General features: G+C 69.9%; 14 protein-coding genes. 7 read left to right on the top strand and 7 right to left on the bottom strand.

The annotated features are described in order from the left end of the window. Positions 1-6 precede the first annotated feature (6 nt). The 3 genes from G6N60_RS22810 to G6N60_RS22800 form a co-directional block, all read right to left on the bottom strand. The gene (locus G6N60_RS22810; RefSeq protein ID WP_246240955.1) at positions 7-2208 is read right to left on the bottom strand and encodes an acyltransferase family protein; all 2202 of its coding nucleotides are present in this window, start codon (positions 2206-2208) and stop codon (positions 7-9) included. A gap of 169 nt (positions 2209-2377) precedes the next feature. Next, positions 2378-3724 carry a HAMP domain-containing sensor histidine kinase gene (locus G6N60_RS22805; RefSeq protein ID WP_163741515.1) on the bottom strand — a complete coding sequence of 449 codons (1347 nt, stop codon included), beginning with the start codon at positions 3722-3724 and terminating at the stop codon, positions 2378-2380. 69 nt (positions 3725-3793) lie between these two features. Further along, positions 3794-4504, bottom strand: a complete 711-nt coding sequence (locus tag G6N60_RS22800; protein ID WP_163741512.1) for a response regulator transcription factor — start codon at positions 4502-4504, stop codon at positions 3794-3796. A gap of 127 nt (positions 4505-4631) precedes the next feature. On the opposite strand from G6N60_RS22800, the gene G6N60_RS22795 reads away from it, so the two are divergent. The 6 genes from G6N60_RS22795 to G6N60_RS22770 all read left to right on the top strand — a co-directional run bounded on the left by G6N60_RS22795 (position 4632) and on the right by G6N60_RS22770 (position 12430). Beyond that, the gene (locus G6N60_RS22795) at positions 4632-5621 is read left to right on the top strand and encodes a phospholipase D-like domain-containing protein (RefSeq protein WP_163741510.1); all 990 of its coding nucleotides are present in this window, start codon (positions 4632-4634) and stop codon (positions 5619-5621) included. After that, positions 5618-6181, top strand: coding sequence for a chromate transporter (locus G6N60_RS22790; RefSeq protein ID WP_163741507.1), 564 nt, complete (start codon positions 5618-5620; stop codon positions 6179-6181). Before G6N60_RS22795 ends, G6N60_RS22790 begins: the two co-directional genes overlap by 4 nt. Beyond that, positions 6178-6723, top strand: a complete 546-nt coding sequence (locus G6N60_RS22785; RefSeq protein ID WP_163741505.1) for a chromate transporter — start codon at positions 6178-6180, stop codon at positions 6721-6723. The genes G6N60_RS22790 and G6N60_RS22785 overlap by 4 nt, the downstream gene beginning before the upstream one ends. Positions 6724-6840: 117 nt before the next feature. Further along, complete coding sequence (locus G6N60_RS22780) at positions 6841-8721, top strand: ABC transporter ATP-binding protein (protein ID WP_163741503.1); 1881 nt, start codon at positions 6841-6843, stop codon at positions 8719-8721. After that, entirely contained in the window at positions 8718-10613 is a 1896-nt protein-coding gene (locus G6N60_RS22775) for an ABC transporter ATP-binding protein (RefSeq protein WP_163741501.1), read from the top strand. The genes G6N60_RS22780 and G6N60_RS22775 overlap by 4 nt, the downstream gene beginning before the upstream one ends. After that, complete coding sequence (locus tag G6N60_RS22770; RefSeq protein WP_163741499.1) at positions 10610-12430, top strand: ABC transporter ATP-binding protein; 1821 nt, start codon at positions 10610-10612, stop codon at positions 12428-12430. Before G6N60_RS22775 ends, G6N60_RS22770 begins: the two co-directional genes overlap by 4 nt. Before the next feature lie 4 nt (positions 12431-12434). Here G6N60_RS22770 and G6N60_RS22765 read toward each other — a convergent pair whose 3' ends face one another. Then, a complete protein-coding gene (locus G6N60_RS22765; protein WP_163744402.1) occupies positions 12435-13802 on the bottom strand; it encodes an NAD(P)/FAD-dependent oxidoreductase in 1368 nt (455 codons plus the stop codon). A gap of 71 nt (positions 13803-13873) precedes the next feature. Further along, a complete protein-coding gene (locus G6N60_RS22760) occupies positions 13874-15007 on the bottom strand; it encodes an FAD-dependent oxidoreductase (protein WP_197746960.1) in 1134 nt (377 codons plus the stop codon). A 97-nt stretch (positions 15008-15104) separates the two neighbouring features. Here G6N60_RS22760 and G6N60_RS22755 point away from each other — a divergent pair, with 97 nt between their 5' ends. Continuing rightward, positions 15105-15650 carry a TetR/AcrR family transcriptional regulator gene (locus G6N60_RS22755; RefSeq protein WP_163741495.1) on the top strand — a complete coding sequence of 182 codons (546 nt, stop codon included), beginning with the start codon at positions 15105-15107 and terminating at the stop codon, positions 15648-15650. 54 nt (positions 15651-15704) lie between these two features. On the opposite strand, the gene G6N60_RS22750 is transcribed toward G6N60_RS22755, so the two are convergent. Together G6N60_RS22750 and G6N60_RS22745 are read right to left on the bottom strand one after the other, a co-directional pair. Then, a complete protein-coding gene (locus G6N60_RS22750; protein ID WP_246240954.1) occupies positions 15705-16385 on the bottom strand; it encodes a hypothetical protein in 681 nt (226 codons plus the stop codon). A 47-nt stretch (positions 16386-16432) separates the two neighbouring features. Then, positions 16433-17911: a carboxyl transferase domain-containing protein gene (locus G6N60_RS22745; protein ID WP_163741493.1), complete on the bottom strand. Its 1479-nt coding sequence runs from the start codon at positions 17909-17911 to the stop codon at positions 16433-16435. Positions 17912-17946 lie beyond the last annotated feature (35 nt).

The following is a 17946-nucleotide window of genomic DNA, read 5'->3' as shown; positions in this document are numbered from 1 at the left end:
CGCCGCTCAATTACCGGCCAGCGCGCGTTCGACCAGGGCGCCCATGGCGGGGGCCAGAAGCTCGGAGTACTCGTGCGTCAGATGACCCGAGTCGAAGTAGACCATCGTGTTCCCGACGATGACCGGGCAGCGTTCCGAGGCGCAGAACAATGCGGTGAGGTCGGCGTACTGCCCGCCGCCGGCCCCGGTGGCGGTCGACTCGGCCGCCATCCCGGACGCGTCCTTCCCGCTCGCGCGCCGCGTCGGCGCGCAGGCCAGGGCGTCGTCGAGGTGTGCCGAGAGGCACTGCGGTACCGGGGCGGGCGGATCCGGGGTCGGCCCGAGAACCAGGACCCTGGCGCCGGTGGCCCGCAGCGCGCGAACCAGGCGGGTCAGGCTGTCGAGCCACGCGTGGTCGTACATGTGCAGGCCGGGCACCATCGTGTGCGCGCCGTTGGCGTCGTAGGCGCGGGCCGAGCTCACCACGATCAGGTCGGGCGGCGCCGCGGCCAGCCGGGCCATGACCTGACTGCGCCACTGCGGACAGCGGTCGAATAGTTCGGCCACGCCGTTGAACTCGCTGGCGACGGGAAGATCGGTGATCGAGCAGCCCGCCTTGGCCATCATCTGCAGACGCCAGTGCCGCTGCGTGGCGATCCGTTGGAACGCCGGGTCGAGCATCGCCGCCCGCGAGTCGCCGACGAGCGCGATCGACGTCGACGAGGTGAGATCACCGACCGTGCAATCGGGTTGCACGTCATCGAACGGCAACACCACGAGGCACCCGTGGCCGGCGATCGCCAACTGTTGCGCGAACTGGTCGGTCAGAGGCGGATTCAGATTCGATGGGACGGCGGTCGTGCGCAGTGACGCCGCGACGGCGGCCTGGACCTGACCGAACACGTCGCGCACCGCGGCATCGAAGGCCGCTACGTCGGATCCCGGCGGGATCGGCGTGTCGGTGACGACCATGGATGCGGTGGCCGGTCCGCGGCCCACCGGATCGGGAGTCTGGACGAGCACCGCGGCGCAGACGCAGACCGCCACCGCGCTCGACGCGCCGCCGAGCGTCAGGCTCGCCCACGGTGAGCGGCGGATCCGGGGAGCGAAGCGCAGGGGGTTCTCGACGAGGCGCAGTGTCAGTGCCGCGAGCCCGGCAGACAGCAGGACCGCCGCCAGCCGCGCGGTGAGCCCGAGCGGGTGCCCGATTACGACCGGGGCCAGCACCAGCACCGGCCAGTGCCAGAGGTACCAGGAGTACGACAGGTCGCCGATCCTCCGCAGACGAGGTGATCCCAGGACGAGGCCGACCCCGCGGGTCGGAGCGGCACCACCGGCCCCGATGATCAGGGCCGCGCCGAGTGCGGGCATCGCTGCGGCGACGCCGGGGTAGTGCGTCGCAGCGTCAAATCGGGTTGCGGCCCAACCGATCATGAGCAGACCAGTCACGCCAGTGAGCACGGCCCACGGGAAAGGCAGGCGGCGCCATCGTGACGCCGTAAGCGCCACCATGCCGCCGAGGGCCAACTGCCACGCCCTGGTGGGCAGCGAATAGAACGCGACGGGTGGGATCACATAGGTCAGGACGACCGAAGACCCGAACGAGAGGACGGCGACCACCGCGAGGACGATCGCGAACGGCCGCACCGAAACCGTGGCGTCGGCCTTGGCGCCCACCCGGCGCACGCGTCGAACGACCCAGGCGATCCCGACGATCAGGAGGGGCCAGACGAGATAGAACTGCTCCTCGACGCCGAGTGACCAGCAATGCTGAAAGGGACTGGGCGACACTAGATCGTGCTTGCCGAAGTAGTTCACCCCCGCCCCGATGAGCACGTAGTTGTTGAGGTACAGCGCGCTGGCGATCCCGTCCATGCCGACCGATCGGACCTGCAGCGGGGACAGCAGGATTGCCGAGGCGATCATCGTGACGACCGCGACGACCGCCGCCGTCGGGAGCAGGCGACGTGCCCTCGCCCCGTAGAACCTGCGCAGTCCGATGGTGCCGGTGGCGCTGGCCTCGCGCCACAGGAGGCCGGTGATGACGAAACCCGAGATGACGAAGAACACGTCCACACCGACGAAACCCCCGCCGACGCCGGGCACGCCGGCGTGGAAGAGGACGACGGCCAGCACCGCGACGGCGCGCAGGCCGTGGACGTCGCGGCGAAAGACGTTGTGGTGCTGAACCTTCCCGCCGGTCTCGTTTCCGCGCGAACGCGTGCTCACCATCCCGAGCCGTCGACGGAACACAGCATGGATGACCTCTCAGACGGGCGACCGACCCTGAGGCACCCCGATCACCAAGTGAAGCAGTGACTTTCGGGGAATTGGCTCCAGGTGTCAACCGACCCCGAGAGGACCAGTTGCACGCAGGCGTCCGTCGGGGCGGGCGAGCCTACGACGGTCCGGGCAGCGTCAACAGCAGCCGCACTCCGCCCAGCGGACTCTGCTCCAAAGACGCACTGCCACCGTGCAATTCGGCCTGCTGGGCCACCAGTGCCAGACCGAGGCCGGAGCCGGAGTGGGAGGCCGTCGAACCGCGGGAGAACCGTTCGAAGACGACCTTGCGCTCCTCCTCGGGAATGCCGACACCGTCGTCGTCGATCGCGATCTCCACACCGGCCCGGGAACTGACCGCCGACAACTGGATTCGATGCGCGCCGCCGTGCTTCACGGCGTTGGCGATGGCGTTGTCCACCGACAGCCGCAGCCCCGCGGGCAGGCCCACCAGGATGACGGTGGGCGCCGGCACCAGCGACACGTCGAGGTCGGGATACACGCGCATCGCGTCATGGGCGGCGCGGTCGAGGAGTTCGGTGATGTCGACGGGCACGTGGTCATCGGAGGTCGAGAGTTCGCCCTGCGCCAGCCTTTCGATGGCCCACAGCGTCGACTCGATGCGCGTCTGCGTGCGGATGACGTCGTTGAGCACTTCCTTGCGCTGATCCTCGGCGAGGTCCAGGGTGGCGAGCACCTCGAGGTTGGTCCGCATCGCCGTCAGCGGGGTGCGCAGTTCGTGCGACGTCACGGCCGCGAAGTCACGCGAGGAGACCAGCGCGGCCTTGGTGCGGTCCTGCTCCTGCCAGATGCGCTGCACCATGCCGTTGACCGCGTCGGCGATCTCGACCGCCTCGGTCGCGCCACGGACGTCGATGTCGGGCGCCTCGCCGCCCACGTCGATCGCGCGGGTCTGCTGCGCGAGCCGCTTCAGCGGCCGCACTGCGAAGGCCGCCAGCAGCCAACCCGCCACCGCCGCAGCGCCGATCGCGCCCGAGCAGATCATGATCACCCGGCGGTGCAGGTTGTTGGTGTCGGCGATCGTCGCGTCGTACGTGGCGCCGACCGCCGCCGTCATCGGACCCTGCGGGCCGACCAGTTGCACGGTCCGCACCCGGTAGCGCACGCCGTCGATCGTGGTGTCGGCGTAGCCGGCGGGCAGCTCCGGCAACGTCACGTCCGAGTTCGACGTGACCTGTCCGCCCGCGCGTCGCACCGTGATGACGGCGTCCTGGTCATTGGGGGACTTGGGAATCTGGTCGAGGCCGCGGGGCAGGAAGGGGATCGCGAAGCCCGCGGCCTCGTCGAGCCGACGGTCCAGGCGTTCCTTGCGGTCGTTGGTGATGCCGATCCACACGATCGCGCCGACGATGCCCACCACGATCGCGGCCGCGATGGCGGTGGCGAAGGCCACGCGCGTCCGCAGCGACGGTGTCCGCCGGAACACGTGTGACAGGAAGTCCATGTGCTCAACCCCGCCGGTTCCTCGCGCAAGCGCTCGTCACTGGCCGCCGGTTCCTCGCGCAAGCGCTCGTCACTGCTGCCTCAGCACGAATCCCACGCCCCGCACCGTGTGCAGCAGCCGCGGGGCGCCGCCCGCTTCGAGCTTGCGGCGGAGGTACCCGATGAACACGTCGACGACGTTGGTGTCCGCGGCGAAGTCGTAGCCCCACACCAGCTCCAGCAGCTGGGCCCGCGACAGCACGGCGGTCTTGTGCTCGGCGAGGACGGCCAGGAGGTCGAATTCGCGCTTCGTCAGGTCGACGTCGGCGCCGTTGACGCGCGCGCGCCTGCCGGGAATGTCGACCTCTAGGGGGCCGACGGAGATCGTCTCCGAGGAGAACGTCGCGGTGGCGCCGCGGCGGCGCAGCAGGGCCTTGACCCTGGCCACCAGCTCGGCCAAGACGAACGGCTTGACGAGGTAGTCGTCGGCGCCGGCCTCCAGGCCCGCGACCCGGTCGTCGACGGAGCTGCGGGCCGACAGCACGCAGACGGGGACGTCGTTGTCCATGGCGCGCAGCGCGGTCACCACGGAGACGCCGTCCAGGATGGGCATGTTGATGTCGAGCACGATGGCGTCGGGCCGGGTCTCGGTGGCGCTGCGCAACGCCTCGGCGCCGTCGACCGCGGTCGTGACGTCGAAGCCGGACAGCCGCAGCCCGCGTTCGAGTGAGGCGAGCACGTCGGGGTCGTCGTCCACCACGAGCACTCGGGGCGACGCGGTACCGCTGGCTCCCATCTCCATGGGGTCATCTTGCCTGATGCCCTCGGCGCGGTGCGGTAGGCGCGTGCTGGCCGGGGGAGACACGGGCCTCGCAAATTTACGCATTGGCAAAGCGAATGGGTCCTGCTGAGTGCTAGCTTCAACTCTCGTGCAGCCGAGTGGCCCCCGTCTGATCGTCGAACCGGACGACGGTGTCGGTCCGGTCGTCGACTTCATCGCCTCGGCCCGGACGTCGCTGTTGATCAAGCAGTTCACGTTCACCGACGAGACCCTCATCGACGCGGTGCTGGAACGCCGGCGGGCCGGCGTGGACGTGCGCGTCATGCTGAACGCGGCGCGGTCCGGGGGCGACCGCGCGAACGACGAGACCTACGAACGGTTTTGCGCCGCGGGCATCGACGTGCGGTGGGCCAACCCGAAGTTCTACGTCACGCACGAGAAGTCGATGGTGGTCGACGAGAAGGTCGCGCTCGTCGCGACGTTCAACATGTGCCTCAAGTACTTCACGGCGACGCGGGACTACGGCGTGATCATCACCGACCCCGCACACGTCGCGCAGATCGTCGAGGTCTTCGACGCCGACTGGAACCACGAGGACTGGGTCCCCACGGCGTATCGGGGTCTGCTGTGGAGCAACTCCAATTCGCGCTTTCACATGGCCCGCTTCATCGACACCGCGGTGCACCGCATCGACGTTCAGCACCCCAAGTTCGTCGACGCCGTCATCACCGACCACCTGGCGGCCGCGATCGAGCGCGGCGTGAAGGTGCACGTGCTGTGTGGCGGCAAGCACGGCATCAGCGAGTGGGACGTCCTCGACACGTTCGCCTCGCTGCGCACGCTGCGGCGCTTCGGCGCCAAGGTGCACAAGCAGAAGAACCTCAGGGTGCACGCGAAACTGCTCATCGTCGACGGCCAGCGCGCGCTGGTGGGTTCCATGAACATCGACCGCAGCGCCTTCGACCTGCGTCGCGAGCTGGGCATCACGATCGACGACCCGGCCGTCGTCGCGCGGCTCGGGGCGACGTTCGAGGAGGACTGGGCGCAGTCGCACGCCTACGCGCCGCCCGATCCGCTGGACTCCATCGGCCACGAGGAGGACGACTTCCCGCACGATCCCGAACTCGTCCACGAGTGACGGAGCCGGAGCGGGTCTCCCTCGTCGAGCTGGCCGTCACGTTCAACCACATCGCGCTGGCGTCGTTCGGCGGCGGGCTCTCGGCGTGGTCGCGCGAGGTCCTCGTCGTCGAGAAGCAGTGGCTCGGTGAGGCGGAGTTCCTGTCGGCGATGACGATGTGCCGAATCCTGCCCGGCGCCAACCAGGTGAACATGGCCGTGTTCGCCGGCACGAAGATGCGGGCCGTGCCGGGCGCGATCGCCGCACTCATCGGTCTTTGCCTGGTGCCGTTGGTGATCGTGCTGGCGCTGGCGTGGCTGTACTTCACGTTCAAGGAGGTCCCCGCCGTCAAGGGCGTGCTGCACGGGGCGTCGGCGGCCGCCGTGGCGATGACGCTGACGATGGTGATCCAGACCGGCAGGAAGTGCCTGACCGGGGTGGTGCCGATCGCGCTGTTCGCCACGGCGTTCGTGCTCAACGGCGTGCTGCGGTGGCCGCTGCTCCTGACGCTGGCCATCGTGGCGCCGCTCGGCCTGATCTGGGCGTGGCCGCGCCGACGTACCGAGCAGGCCGAACAGTGAGCACGTATCTGCAGCTGGTCGTGCTGTTCGGTTCGCTGTCGCTGATGTCCTTCGGCGGGGGCAATGCGGTGTTGCCGGAGATGCACCTGCGCGCGGTCCACCAGCATCGGTGGCTGACCGACGGCCAGTTCGCCGACCTGTTCTCCATCTCGCAGACCACGCCGGGGCCGAGCATCCTGATCGTCGGGATGGTCGGCTACGCGGCGGGGCTGCCCGTCGGCGGCGTGCTCGGCGGGATCCTCGGCGGCGTGATCGCCACGGTCGCGATGGTGGTGCCCGCCGCGTCGCTGGTGTACGCCATCACGCTGTTCTGGCAGCGGGCCGAGCAAAGCCGGTGGCGGCTCGCCGTCGAGAAGGGGCTCGCGCCGCTGACCGTGGGGCTGATCCTGGCGTCGGCACTGGTGATGAGCAGGGCCGCCGACCACGACTGGCGGACGTATCTGCTGACGGCGGTCTGCACGGTGATCTTCGTCCGCACGTCGATCAATCCACTCGTCGTCGTGGCCATCGCCGGCGTGATTGGCTACTTCGGCATCGTTTAGATCGCCCGGGTTGTGTGCATTCAGGAGCGCTAAGCGCAACGCAGCAACCTGCGAATCGCAGGGTATCGCAGGGTAATGAATTGACCTCATCAATTGTTGAGGTTCTACGGTGATGACATGAGCATGGAATACGCGGCGAGCCGGGCGCTGTACCGGCAGCGGAACGCGCGCGGGGGTGACCTCCGCGCGCTGGCAAACCGTGCCCTGCTCCAGCGCATCTGGACGTTCTCGGCCAGACACCACCGGCGCATCGGGGCGTTCGTCGCGGTGAGCGTGGTGGGCGCCGTGCTCGCGGTGTCGACGCCGGTCCTGGCGGGCCGGGTGGTCGACGCGATCGTGCACGGCGGGACGCCGACCACGGTGGTCCTGCTGGCCGCCGTCATCGCCGCGGTCGCCCTGGCCGAGGCCGCGACCGGGCTGCTGACCCGGTGGCAGTCCTCGCAGATCGGCGAGGGCATGATCCTCGACCTGCGCACCGCGGTGTTCGACCACGTGCAGCGGATGCCGGTGGCGTTCTTCACCAGGACCAGGACCGGCGCACTCGTCAGCAGGTTGGGCAACGACGTGATGGGTGCGCAGCGCGCGTTCTCCGACACGCTGTCCGGCGTCGTGTCCAATCTCGTCACGCTGGGGCTCACGCTCGGCGTCATGCTCGGCATCTCGTGGCAGATCACCGTGCTGTCACTGGTGTTGACGCCGCTGTTCCTGCTGCCCGCCCGGCGCATCGGCCGCAGCATGGCCGAGCTGAGCCGCGAGAGCGCGATCTACAACGCGACGATGAATACCCAGATGACGGAACGGTTCTCGGCTCCCGGCGCGACCCTGATCAAGCTGTTCGGCCATCCCGCGCGCGAATCGAGTGAGTTCGCGGCCCGAGCGGGCCGGGTTCGCGACATCGGCGTGCGCACCTCGATGCTGCAGGCCACCTTCATGAACTCGCTGACGCTGATGTCGTCGTTGGCGCTCGCGCTGGTGTACGGCCTCGGCGGCGTCCTCGCGATCGGGGGGCACCTGCAGGCGGGCGCGATCGTCTCGCTGGCACTGCTGCTCACCCGGCTGTATGCGCCGCTGACCGCGCTGGCCAACGCGCACGTCGAAATCGCCAGCGCGCTGGTCAGTTTCGAGCGGGTGTTCGAGGTGCTCGACCTGGTGCCGCTCATTCTGGAGGACGACGACGCGGTCGCGGTGCCCACGGGTCCGGTGAGCGTCGAGTTCGACGACGTGCGCTTCTCCTACCCCGCGGCGGACAAGGTGTCGCTGGCCTCGCTGGAGGAGGTCGCGGTGCTCGACGACCGCGGCGGTGACGAAGTGCTGCATGGCATTTCGTTCACGGCTCAGCCGGGTCAGATGGTCGCGCTGGTGGGGTCCTCCGGTGCGGGCAAGTCGACCATCGCCTCCCTGGTAGCGCGGCTCTACGACGTCGACTCCGGTTCGGTCCGGTTGTCCGGCACCGACGTTCGCGACGTCACGTTCGCCTCGCTGAAGGAGACCGTCGGCGTGGTGACCCAGGACGGTCACCTCTTCCACGAGTCGATCCGGGCCAACCTGACCCTGGCCGCGCCCGGCGCGTCGGACGACGAACTGTGGGACGCCCTGCGCCGGTCGCGGCTCGCCGACGTCGTCGCCGACATGCCCGACGGTCTCGACACCGTCGTCGGCGAGCGCGGATATCGCCTGTCGGGCGGTCAGCGCCAGCGGCTGACCATCGCGCGTCTGCTGCTCGGCTCCTCGCGCGTCGTCGTGCTCGACGAGGCGACGGCGTCGCTGGACTCCGAATCCGAGGCGGCCGTGCAGCAGGCCCTCACCGAGGCGCTGGCCGGTCGCACGTCGATCGTGATCGCGCACCGGTTGTCGACCATCCGCGCGGCCGACGTCATCCTCGTCGTCGAGGACGGCCGCATCGTGGAGCGCGGCACCCACGCCCAACTGCTCGCCAGGGGCGGGCGGTACACGACGCTGTACGAGACCCAGTTCCGCGACGACGAGGCGGCGGCATGACGGCTCCCGGTCTGCGGTCCGAGCCGTCGCTCGCGCCGCCGCCGCGTCGCGTCCGGTCGTCGTCGGACCTCCTGCGGCTGCTGCCCTACCTCAAGCCCTACCGGGTCCGGTGGACGGCCATGCTCGTCGCCGCGCTGCTCAGTCTGGTGGCGACGGTGGCCATTCCGCTGATGACCAGAGCCGTCATCGACGGGCCCGTACGCCACCAGGACCAGCGGCACCTGTGGCTGCTCGGCTCGGCCGCGATGGCGGTGCTGGTGTCGGAGGCCGTGCTGTGGTTCGTGCGCCGCTGGCTGGTGGCCCGCGCCACGATGGGCGTCGAGGCCGACATTCGCAAGGATCTCTATGCGCGGCTGCAGATCTTGCCGATGTCGTTCCACGGCCGCTGGCAGTCCGGGCAGCTGCTGTCGCGGGTGATGAACGACCTGAGCACCATTCGCATGTTCCTCTCGTTCGGCCTGTTGTTCTTGTTGCTCAACATCATTCAGATCATCGCGGTGACCGGGATCCTGCTGGCGATGTACTGGCCGCTCGGTGTCGTGGTGGTGGTGTCGATCGTGCCGATCACCGCGACCGTGCTGCACTTCCAACGGCAGTTCACCAAGCTCTCGCGCGCCGCGCAGGACCAGTCCGGCAACGTCGCCACCCACGTCGAGGAGCAGGCGCTCGGACTGCGCGTGGTCAAGGCGTTCGGCCGCGAGGGGTATGCCTACGAACGTTTCGACGAGCGCGCCACCGCACTGTTCGACACCGAGGTGGGCAAGGTCGGCGTGCAGGCGAAGTTCTGGACGCTGCTGGAGGCCATCCCCAGCGGCAGCCTCATCATCGTGCTGGGCCTCGGCGCCTACGCCGCGGGCCACGGCCTGGTGACGATGGGCACGCTCGTCGCGTTCATCACGATGATGCTGTCGCTGGTGTGGCCCATCGCCTCACTCGGCTTCCTCCTGTCGATGACCCAGGAGGCGATGACGGCCGCCAACCGCGTCGTCGAGATCTTCGACGCGCCACGGGAGATCGGCGACGGACCCGAGCGCGTGACGCCGCGCGGCGGCCGGCTCGAACTCCGCGACGTCGGGTTCCGGTTCCCCGACAGCGAGAAGTGGGTGCTGAGGCATCTGAATCTCACCGTCGAAGCCGGGGAGACGCTGGCGTTGGTCGGTGCGACGGGGTCGGGCAAGTCGGCGCTCGTCGCGCTGCTGTCGCGGCTCTACGACGTCACCGAGGGCTCGATCTTGGTCGACGGCAGGGACATTCGCGACCTGAGCTTGCCCGCGCTGCGCAAGGCGGTGGCGACCGCGTTCGAGGACCCGACGCTGTTCTCGATGTCGGTGGCCGAGAACCTGCGCCTGGGCCGCGGGCCCGAGGACCCCGCCACCGATGCCGAGCTGGCCGAGGCCGTCGACGTCGCGGCCGCCGACTTCGTCTACGACCTGCCGTTCGGTCTCGACACGCGGATCGGCGAGCAGGGGATGAGCCTGTCGGGCGGTCAGCGCCAACGACTTTCGCTGGCGCGGGCGCTGCTCGCGGCGCCGTCGATCCTGGTGCTCGACGACACGCTGTCCGCACTGGACGTGCACACCGAGGCCGCCGTGACCGAGGCGCTGAGCCGGGTGCTGGGCAGGCGGGAGGCGGGCACGCAGCGCAGGAGGGTGACCGGCGTGATCGTCGCCAACCGCGCGTCGACGGTGCTGCTGGCCGACCGCGTGGCGCTGCTGCAGGACGGCACCATCACGCGCGTGGGCACGCACGCCGAGCTGCTCGACGACGCTCCCGCCTACCGCTACCTGCTCGCCGCCGACGACGAACTCGACGACGGCGCGGAGCGCGATCCCGAATGGGAAGAGGACGACGAGCGCGACCGTCTCGACCATCTGTATCTGGAGAGCCGGTGAGCACCACGGACTGGCGCGGGCGCGCGGTCACCAACGACGACGACGACCTGCCGATCGACGAGTCGATCTCCCGCCGCCGGGAGGCGCGCGTGCTGCTGGGCGGGTTGTTGCGCCCGTACGCCGGGCTGGTGGCGCTGCTGACGATCGTGATCGTCGTGGAGAACGCGGCCCGCCTCTCGGTGCCGCTGCTGGTGCAGCGCGGCATCGACCACGGCATTCCGCCGATCGTCGACGGCGGCTCGGCCCGCGAGCTGCTGCTGATCGTCGCCGCGCTGTGCGGCGTGGTCGTCGTGCAGGCGACGAGCCGGATGTTCTTCCTGCGGCGCTCGGGGCGGATCGGTCAAGAGGTGCTGCTGACGTTGCGCCGCAGGATCTTCCGGCACTTCCAGCGACTCGACGTGGCGTTCCACGACCGTTACACGTCGGGCCGTGTGGTGGCGCGCTCGACGAACGACGTCGAAGCCATTCAGGACATGCTGGAGACGGGTTTCGACGGTCTCATCACGGCGATCCTGACCCTCGTCGGCACCGCCGTCCTGCTCGTCGTCCTCGACCTGCGACTGGGGTTGCTGTGCCTCTGTGCGTTCCCCATCCTGGTGCTGCTGGTGTGGTGGTTCCGGACCCAGTCGGCGCGCACGTACAAGAAGGTGCGCGAGAGCGCGGCCCTCGTGATCGTGCAGTTCGTGGAGACCATGACCGGCATCAAGGCCGTGCAGGCCTACCGTCGCGAACTGCGCAACCAGCAGATCTTCACCGACGTCGCCGACGACTACAAGAACATCAACGAGCGGGCGTTCAAACTGCTGGCGGTCTTCATGCCGTCGGTCCGACTGGTCGGCAACGTCGCGACCGGAGGGGTCGTGCTCTACGGCGGTTACCGCGTGCTGCATGGTGAGATGACGCTGGGCACGCTCACCGCGTTCCTGCTGTACCTGCGGATCTTCTTCGAACCCATGCAGGAGATCTCGCAGTTCTTCAACACGTTCCAGTCGGCGGCCGCCGCGCTGGAGAAGATCGCGGGCGTGCTGGCCGAGGCGCCCGGCATCCAGGATCCGCGACACCCCGTCGAGCTACCGAAGGTCAACGGCGACATCGCCTTTCGCCACGTCGAGTTCGGCTACGTGCCCGACCGGCCGGTGCTGCCGGGGTTGGACCTGCACATTCCGGCGGGGCAGACCGTCGCCCTGGTCGGCACGACCGGTGCGGGCAAGACCACGATCGCCAAGCTGATCGCGCGGTTCTACGACCCCACTTCCGGGTCGGTCACACTCGACGGCGTCGACCTGCGCGAGCTGTCGCAGGCCGACCTGCGCAAGCACGTGGTGATGGTGACCCAGGAGAACTTCATGTTCGTCGGCAGCATCGCCGACAACATCCGGTTCGGCCGCCCCGACGCGACGGACGCCGAGGTGCGGGCGGCGGCCGAAGCCGTTGGCGCAGACCGGTTCATCGGCGCGCTCGTCGACGGGTACGACACCGACGTCGCCAAGCGAGGCGGCCGGCTGTCGGCGGGGCAGCGGCAGCTGATCGCGTTCGCGCGGGCGTTCCTCGCCGATCCGGCGGTGCTGATCCTCGACGAGGCGACCTCGTCACTCGACATCCCCAGCGAGCGGCTGGTGCAGCGGGCACTGGCCACCGTTCTCGCCGATCGCACCGCGGTGGTGATCGCGCACCGCCTCTCGACGGTCGAGATCGCCGACCGAGTCCTGGTGCTCGAGCACGGGCGCGTCGTGGAGGACGGGCGCCCCGACGAGTTGATCCTCGGCGGTGGCAGATACGCCGCGCTGCACCGCGCCTGGGTCGACTCGCTGGCCTGACGCGTCAGGCGCCGAGCAACGCGTCGATCTTCTCGTTGACCGCGGACAGGCGCTCCGAGAGCGGGATCATGTCCGCCGGCGTCGGCGTGCGGCTGCTGAGGTGGCTGACGACGTTCAGCCGGGCGCCGCTGAGCCACGCCATCATCTCGGCATCGGCGAACCAGTGCAGCTGATTGGCGTGGAACGTCCTTGTCATGGTCAGCCAGTCGAGGGGGACCGTCGGGTGGGGCACCGGTCGGCAGTAGGCGTTGCGCTCGGCGTCGTCGGTCTTGGTGACCTCGACGTGCCCGATGACCGCGGCACTGAACGCGGGCTGACAGGTCCGCACGGGCTGCAGCACGAGGTGGCCCGCCTGGAAGACGTCGACGGGCGGGCGCTTGCCGAGCCCGTCGCCGGTGCAGTCGACGTAGAGCGCGTCGGGCCTGGTCTCGACGCTGCCCTGCTCCAGGACGATGCGACCCGGTTCGATGGCCTCGACGTGGCCCATCCTGACGACGTCCTCGATCCGCCGCAGCTGGGCCAGTTCGAGTTCGGAGACGATGGCGCAGCGGTACATCGTGGGCTCCACCGACTCGTCGATGCGCAGCAGGCACCCGGCGCCGGCGAGCCGGGCGAAGAGGTCGTCGGTCGAGGTGGCCTTGAGCACCGCCCTCATCTGCGCGGCGAAGTCGGAGATGACGCGTTCGGCGAACACCATGCCGGGTTGGATCGCGGCGCGGTCGAGCAGCCAGCTGTCGCGCGGTCGGATCCACGTCACCCGGTCGGGCGAGATGCCGTGGCGCAGCAGCCATAGGCAGCTGTCGAACGCGGTCTTGCCCGCGCCGACGATGACGTACTGATCGCGAAAGGGCTTCTTGGGCAAGCCATTTGGGGGGATGCAGTCGACGCCAGGCGCGACGTCGTAGGCGGGCGGGCGCATCGAGGGGACGACGACCCCGAGATAGGTGGCATCGACCGTACGCTTGCGCACGTTCACCACGACCTCGTCGCCGTTCAGTGTGCGGATCCGGCCGTCGCCGAGGTATTCGCTCATCGGGTAGAAGGTGACCCGCCCCGACGGCAGGAACTGCTGGCGCATGACGGCGTCGAAGTACGCGCAGATCTCCCCGGCGCCGGCCAGTTCGTAGAACCCGGCGTTCCAACCGTTCGCGTCGATGGTGTCGGCACCGAGCGGGCGCGAGTTCACCCCGTAGTAGGCCGACGGCTGGTGCAGCCGCACGAAGGGGTAGGCGGTGAGCCAGTGGCCGCCGGGCTGATCGTTGCGGTCGACGATGACGATGGTCGCGTCGGACTCGGTGAGCACGGTGTCGACGAACGCCATGCCCATGGCGCCGGCCCCCACCACCAGGTAGTCGGCCTCGACGGTCTGCATCGGCATTGCTAGCCCTTCGGTGGGATGACCTGGCGCAGCCGCGCCCTGCCCATGCCCCCATGGTTCCCGCTTCAGCGGTAGACCAACCCCGACAGCCGTGCCGCCAAAGCCCGCGTCAGCGCTGGCATGCGACCGACCAAGCCCAGCAAGGCATTTCGCAGCGGACGCAGGCTGCGGGGAATGGTGGCGAGCCTGGTCAGCCGGTCGGTCAGGGCGACGACCTGCTCGGCGATGGGGCGTCGGGTGGCCGCGTAGTCGTCGAGCCGGGTGTCGGGGGCGCCGTCGAGTACCGCGGCCAGCGCATCGGCCAGGGCGATCGCGTCCTGAATGCCGAGGTTCATGCCCTGCCCGCCCGCGGGGCTGTGGACGTGCGCGGCGTCGCCCGCCAGCAGGACGCGCCCCGCCCGGTAGTCATCGGCGACGCGGTGATGGATGCGGAACCGGGATGACCACACGACGTCGGTGACCACGAGGCCGCCGGGCCCCCTGTCGTCGAGGAGCCGCTGCACGAGGTCCGCCGAGGGGTGCTCGGGCGCGCCGTCCATCGGGGCGACGATGCGGAACGCTCCGTCGGGCAGGGGGGCGACGACGGTCAGCCCTTCGCTGGCCCAGAACAGGCGAACTTCGTCGGTGGGCGCGTCCCCGCGCAGCCGCGCGTCGGCGAGGACGAACTCGTGCTCGTAGGCCCCGCCGGTGAAGCCGATGCCCGCCTGCGTGCGGACGGTGCTGTGCATGCCGTCGGCGCCGACGAGGTAGCGCGCGGAGACGGTGTCGCCGTCGTCGAACGTCGCGGTGACCCGCGCGGCGTCCTGGGCGACGGTCACGAGGGTCTTGGGCCGGATCACGTCGCCCCCGAGTTCACGCACGCGCTCGAGCAACAGCCGCTCGGTCGTCGACTGGGGCACGAGCAGGGTGAACGGATAATCGGTCGCCAGCCCGCTGAAGTCGACCGTCAGCAGGGTCGCGGCGCGGTCGCGGATCGTGAACCGCGGCGCTTCGACACCCTCCTTGACCAGCCGACGCGTCACGTCGATGCGGTCGAGGACCTCCAGGCTTCGCGCGTTCACACCCGCCGCGCGGGAGGTGTTGGCCCCCTCGGCCTGACGGTCCACGAGCGTCACCGAGACGCCCTGCAGCAGCAACGCCGCGGCCAACGTCAGGCCGGTGGGCCCGGCGCCCACGATGAGTACGTCGGTGTCGGTCACGGGATTCTCCTTCGCATTGATGCCAACGCGTGTTGACTTTTGTAGCCTGCGCGCGCCTGGCGGAAAAGTCAACAGACGTTGGCATAAGGTGGTTGGCATGGGCACCAAGGCCGATCGGACGCGGGCGGTCATCCTCACCGCGGCGCGCGAACGGTTCGCGGAGTCCGGCTACGCCGGCGCGACGATCCGGGCCATTGCCGCCGACGCGAACATCGACCCGTCGATGGTCATGCGCTACTTCGGCAGCAAGGATCAGCTGTTCGCCGCTGCCGCCGAATTCGACCTGCGCTTCCCCGACCTCTCCGACGTCGAGCCGTCACACCTCGGCCGCGCGATCGTCGAGCACTTCCTCGACCGCTGGGAGGAGGACGACGCGCTCGTCGTCCTGTTGCGCTCGGCCACCACCAATGCCGAAGCGGCGCAACGCATGACGGACATCTTCGCGGGCCAGCTGCTGCCCGCCATCGCGAAGATCGTGCCGGACGACGCAGCCCGACGCGCCGGCCTGATCGGCACCCAGGTGCTCGGAATGGCGCTCTGCCGGTTCGTGCTGCGGTTGCCACCGGTCGTCGCCATGACCCGCGCCGAGCTGATCGACTCGCTGGCGCCGACGCTGCAGCGCTATGCCCTCGCCCGAGACTGAATCCCGCGACGAAATACGCGCGATTGCGTCGCGAGGTTCAGTCTCGCGGGCCCGTCACGCCTCCAGCTCGCCCGCGATGCGGCGTTCGATCGACGCCCGGGTCACCGCGGGCAGCACGACGAGCCCGTCGAGCTCGTGCCGCGCCTTGGAGTACGCGCTGCGTCGCTCGTCGGGTGTCGCGGCGTCGTCCTCGGCCACCCGGAGCAGCCGCTGGGCGCGCTCCAAACGCTCCTGTGCCTCGGTCGAGAAGTCGCTGCGCCGGCGACGGATCGCCTCGGACTCGGCGATGTCGAAGGCCGTCACGTAGTCGTGCACGGCGTCGCGGTACTCCAGCTGCGCGTCGCGGTCACCGGCGATGTCGTCGGCATTGGCGGGACGCAGCAGGTCGGCGCGGCCGCGGGCCCGGTGGAACTCCGCGGTGAGCGGTTCGCGCATGTCGGTCATCAGCGGGAAGTCGAGCAACTTGGCGACGTCCACCTCGTAGTCGAGCCACCGCGCGTCGGTGCGGTCGTGCTGCTGGATCACCTTGCCGACGTCGCGTCGCGCGGCTGTCCGGTCGATCTTGCCGCGGCCCGAGGCCTCCGCCATCGCGATCTTGGTCTGCTGCTTGATGCGGTACCGCTCGAGCCGGCGCTCGGCGCGGCGCTCGTTCGCCGCGGTGATGGCCCTGACGCCGCCGCCGATCGCCCCGCCGAGCGGAAAGATCAGCCACCAGAGGTGCAGCACCGAGTCCACGGGTTCCAGAATGCCATCACCGCGGGTGGGCGGCGGGTTGCGCGAGGCTAGGGCAGGCCGATGCCGCGGTAGTGGGCCAACCGCGCCGCCAGCCGCTGCTCGTCGGATAGCGACCGCAACGACACCAGTTCGCCGGCGATGGTGGCCGACAGGCGGGCCGTGAAGTCCAGCGGGGTGTCCGACGCGTCGGCGGGCTCGGGCACGATCGCGTCGACGATCCCGTTGCGCAACAGGTCCGCCGAGCGAATGCCTTGCGCCGCAGCCAGTTCCGGGGCATGGTCGAGGTCGCGGAACACGATGGCGCTGGCGCCCTCCGGGGGCAGCGGCGCCAGCCAGCCGTGCAGCGCCGCCAGCACCCGGTCGGCGGGCACCATGGCCAGCGCAGGGCCGCCGCTGCCCTGGCCGAGTAGTACCGAGACCGTCGGGGTGTCGAGCGTGACGAGTTCGGCGAGACACCGGGCGATCTCCCCGGCCAGCCCACCCTCCTCGGCCTCGACGGACAGCGCGGGGCCCGGCGTGTCGATGACCAGGACCAGCGGCAGTCGCAGACCCGCCGCCAGCGCCATGCCCCGGCGCGCCTCGCGCAGGGCCTGCGGACCCGCGAGTCCGCCGCCCACGCCACGCTGCTGACCGACGACGACCGCGGGCTGGCCACCGAACCGCGCGAGCGCCAGTAGCGTCGTCGCCGCTTCGCCCTGCCCGCCGGTTCCCGACAGCAGCACCCGCTCCGTCGTGCCGTGCCGCAGCAGCGCACCCACCCCCGGCCGGTCGGGCCGACGCGAGATCTCGACGGAGTCCCAGGCGGGCACGTCCGGAACGGACCCCGCCGCCGGCGTCTCCGGCGCGGCGCCCGGCGGGTCGGCCACCACCTTCAGCGTGCGGTCGAGAGTCGAGCGCAGCAGATCGATCGGGACGACGCCGTCGATCACGCCGTGCCGGTGCAGGTTCTCCGCCGTCTGGATGCCCGTTGGGAACGGCTCGCCGTAGAGGTGTTCGTACACGCGGGGGCCGAGGAAGCCGATCAACGCGCCCGGCTCGGCGGCCGTGACGTGACCCAGCGAACCCCACGAGGCGAACACCCCGCCCGTCGTGGGATGCCGCAGATACACCAGGTAGGGGAGGTGGGCGCGCTTGTGCAGTTCGACGGCCGCGGAGATCTTGACCATCTGCAGGAAGGCCACGGTGCCCTCCTGCATGCGGGTGCCCCCCGAGCTCGGCGACGCCACCAGGGGCAGCCGCTGCGCCGTCGCCCGCTCGACCGCCGCGGTGATCCGTTCGGCGGCGGCGACGCCGATCGAGCCGGCCAGGAAGCCGAATTCGCTGGCCACGACGGCGACACGGCGGCCGAACACGGTGCCCTCGCCGGTCAGCACGGACTCGTCGAGACCAGTGGCCGCCCGTGCGTCCGCCAGCTCGCGGCGATACGTGGCGTCCGCGCCGACGTCCAGCGGGGCACTGTCCCAACTGACGAACGAGCCGTCGTCGAGTACGGCGTCACGCAGCGCGACGGCGCTGATTCGGCTCACGCGGCAAGGCTAACGGTCGGGTCGTTAGGCTGGCC

This window comes from Mycolicibacterium madagascariense (genome assembly GCF_010729665.1).
In the GTDB taxonomy this organism is placed as follows: domain Bacteria; phylum Actinomycetota; class Actinomycetes; order Mycobacteriales; family Mycobacteriaceae; genus Mycobacterium; species Mycobacterium madagascariense.
Note: the sequence above shows the minus strand (reverse complement) of the source record. Positions and strands in the feature narration are given on the sequence as shown.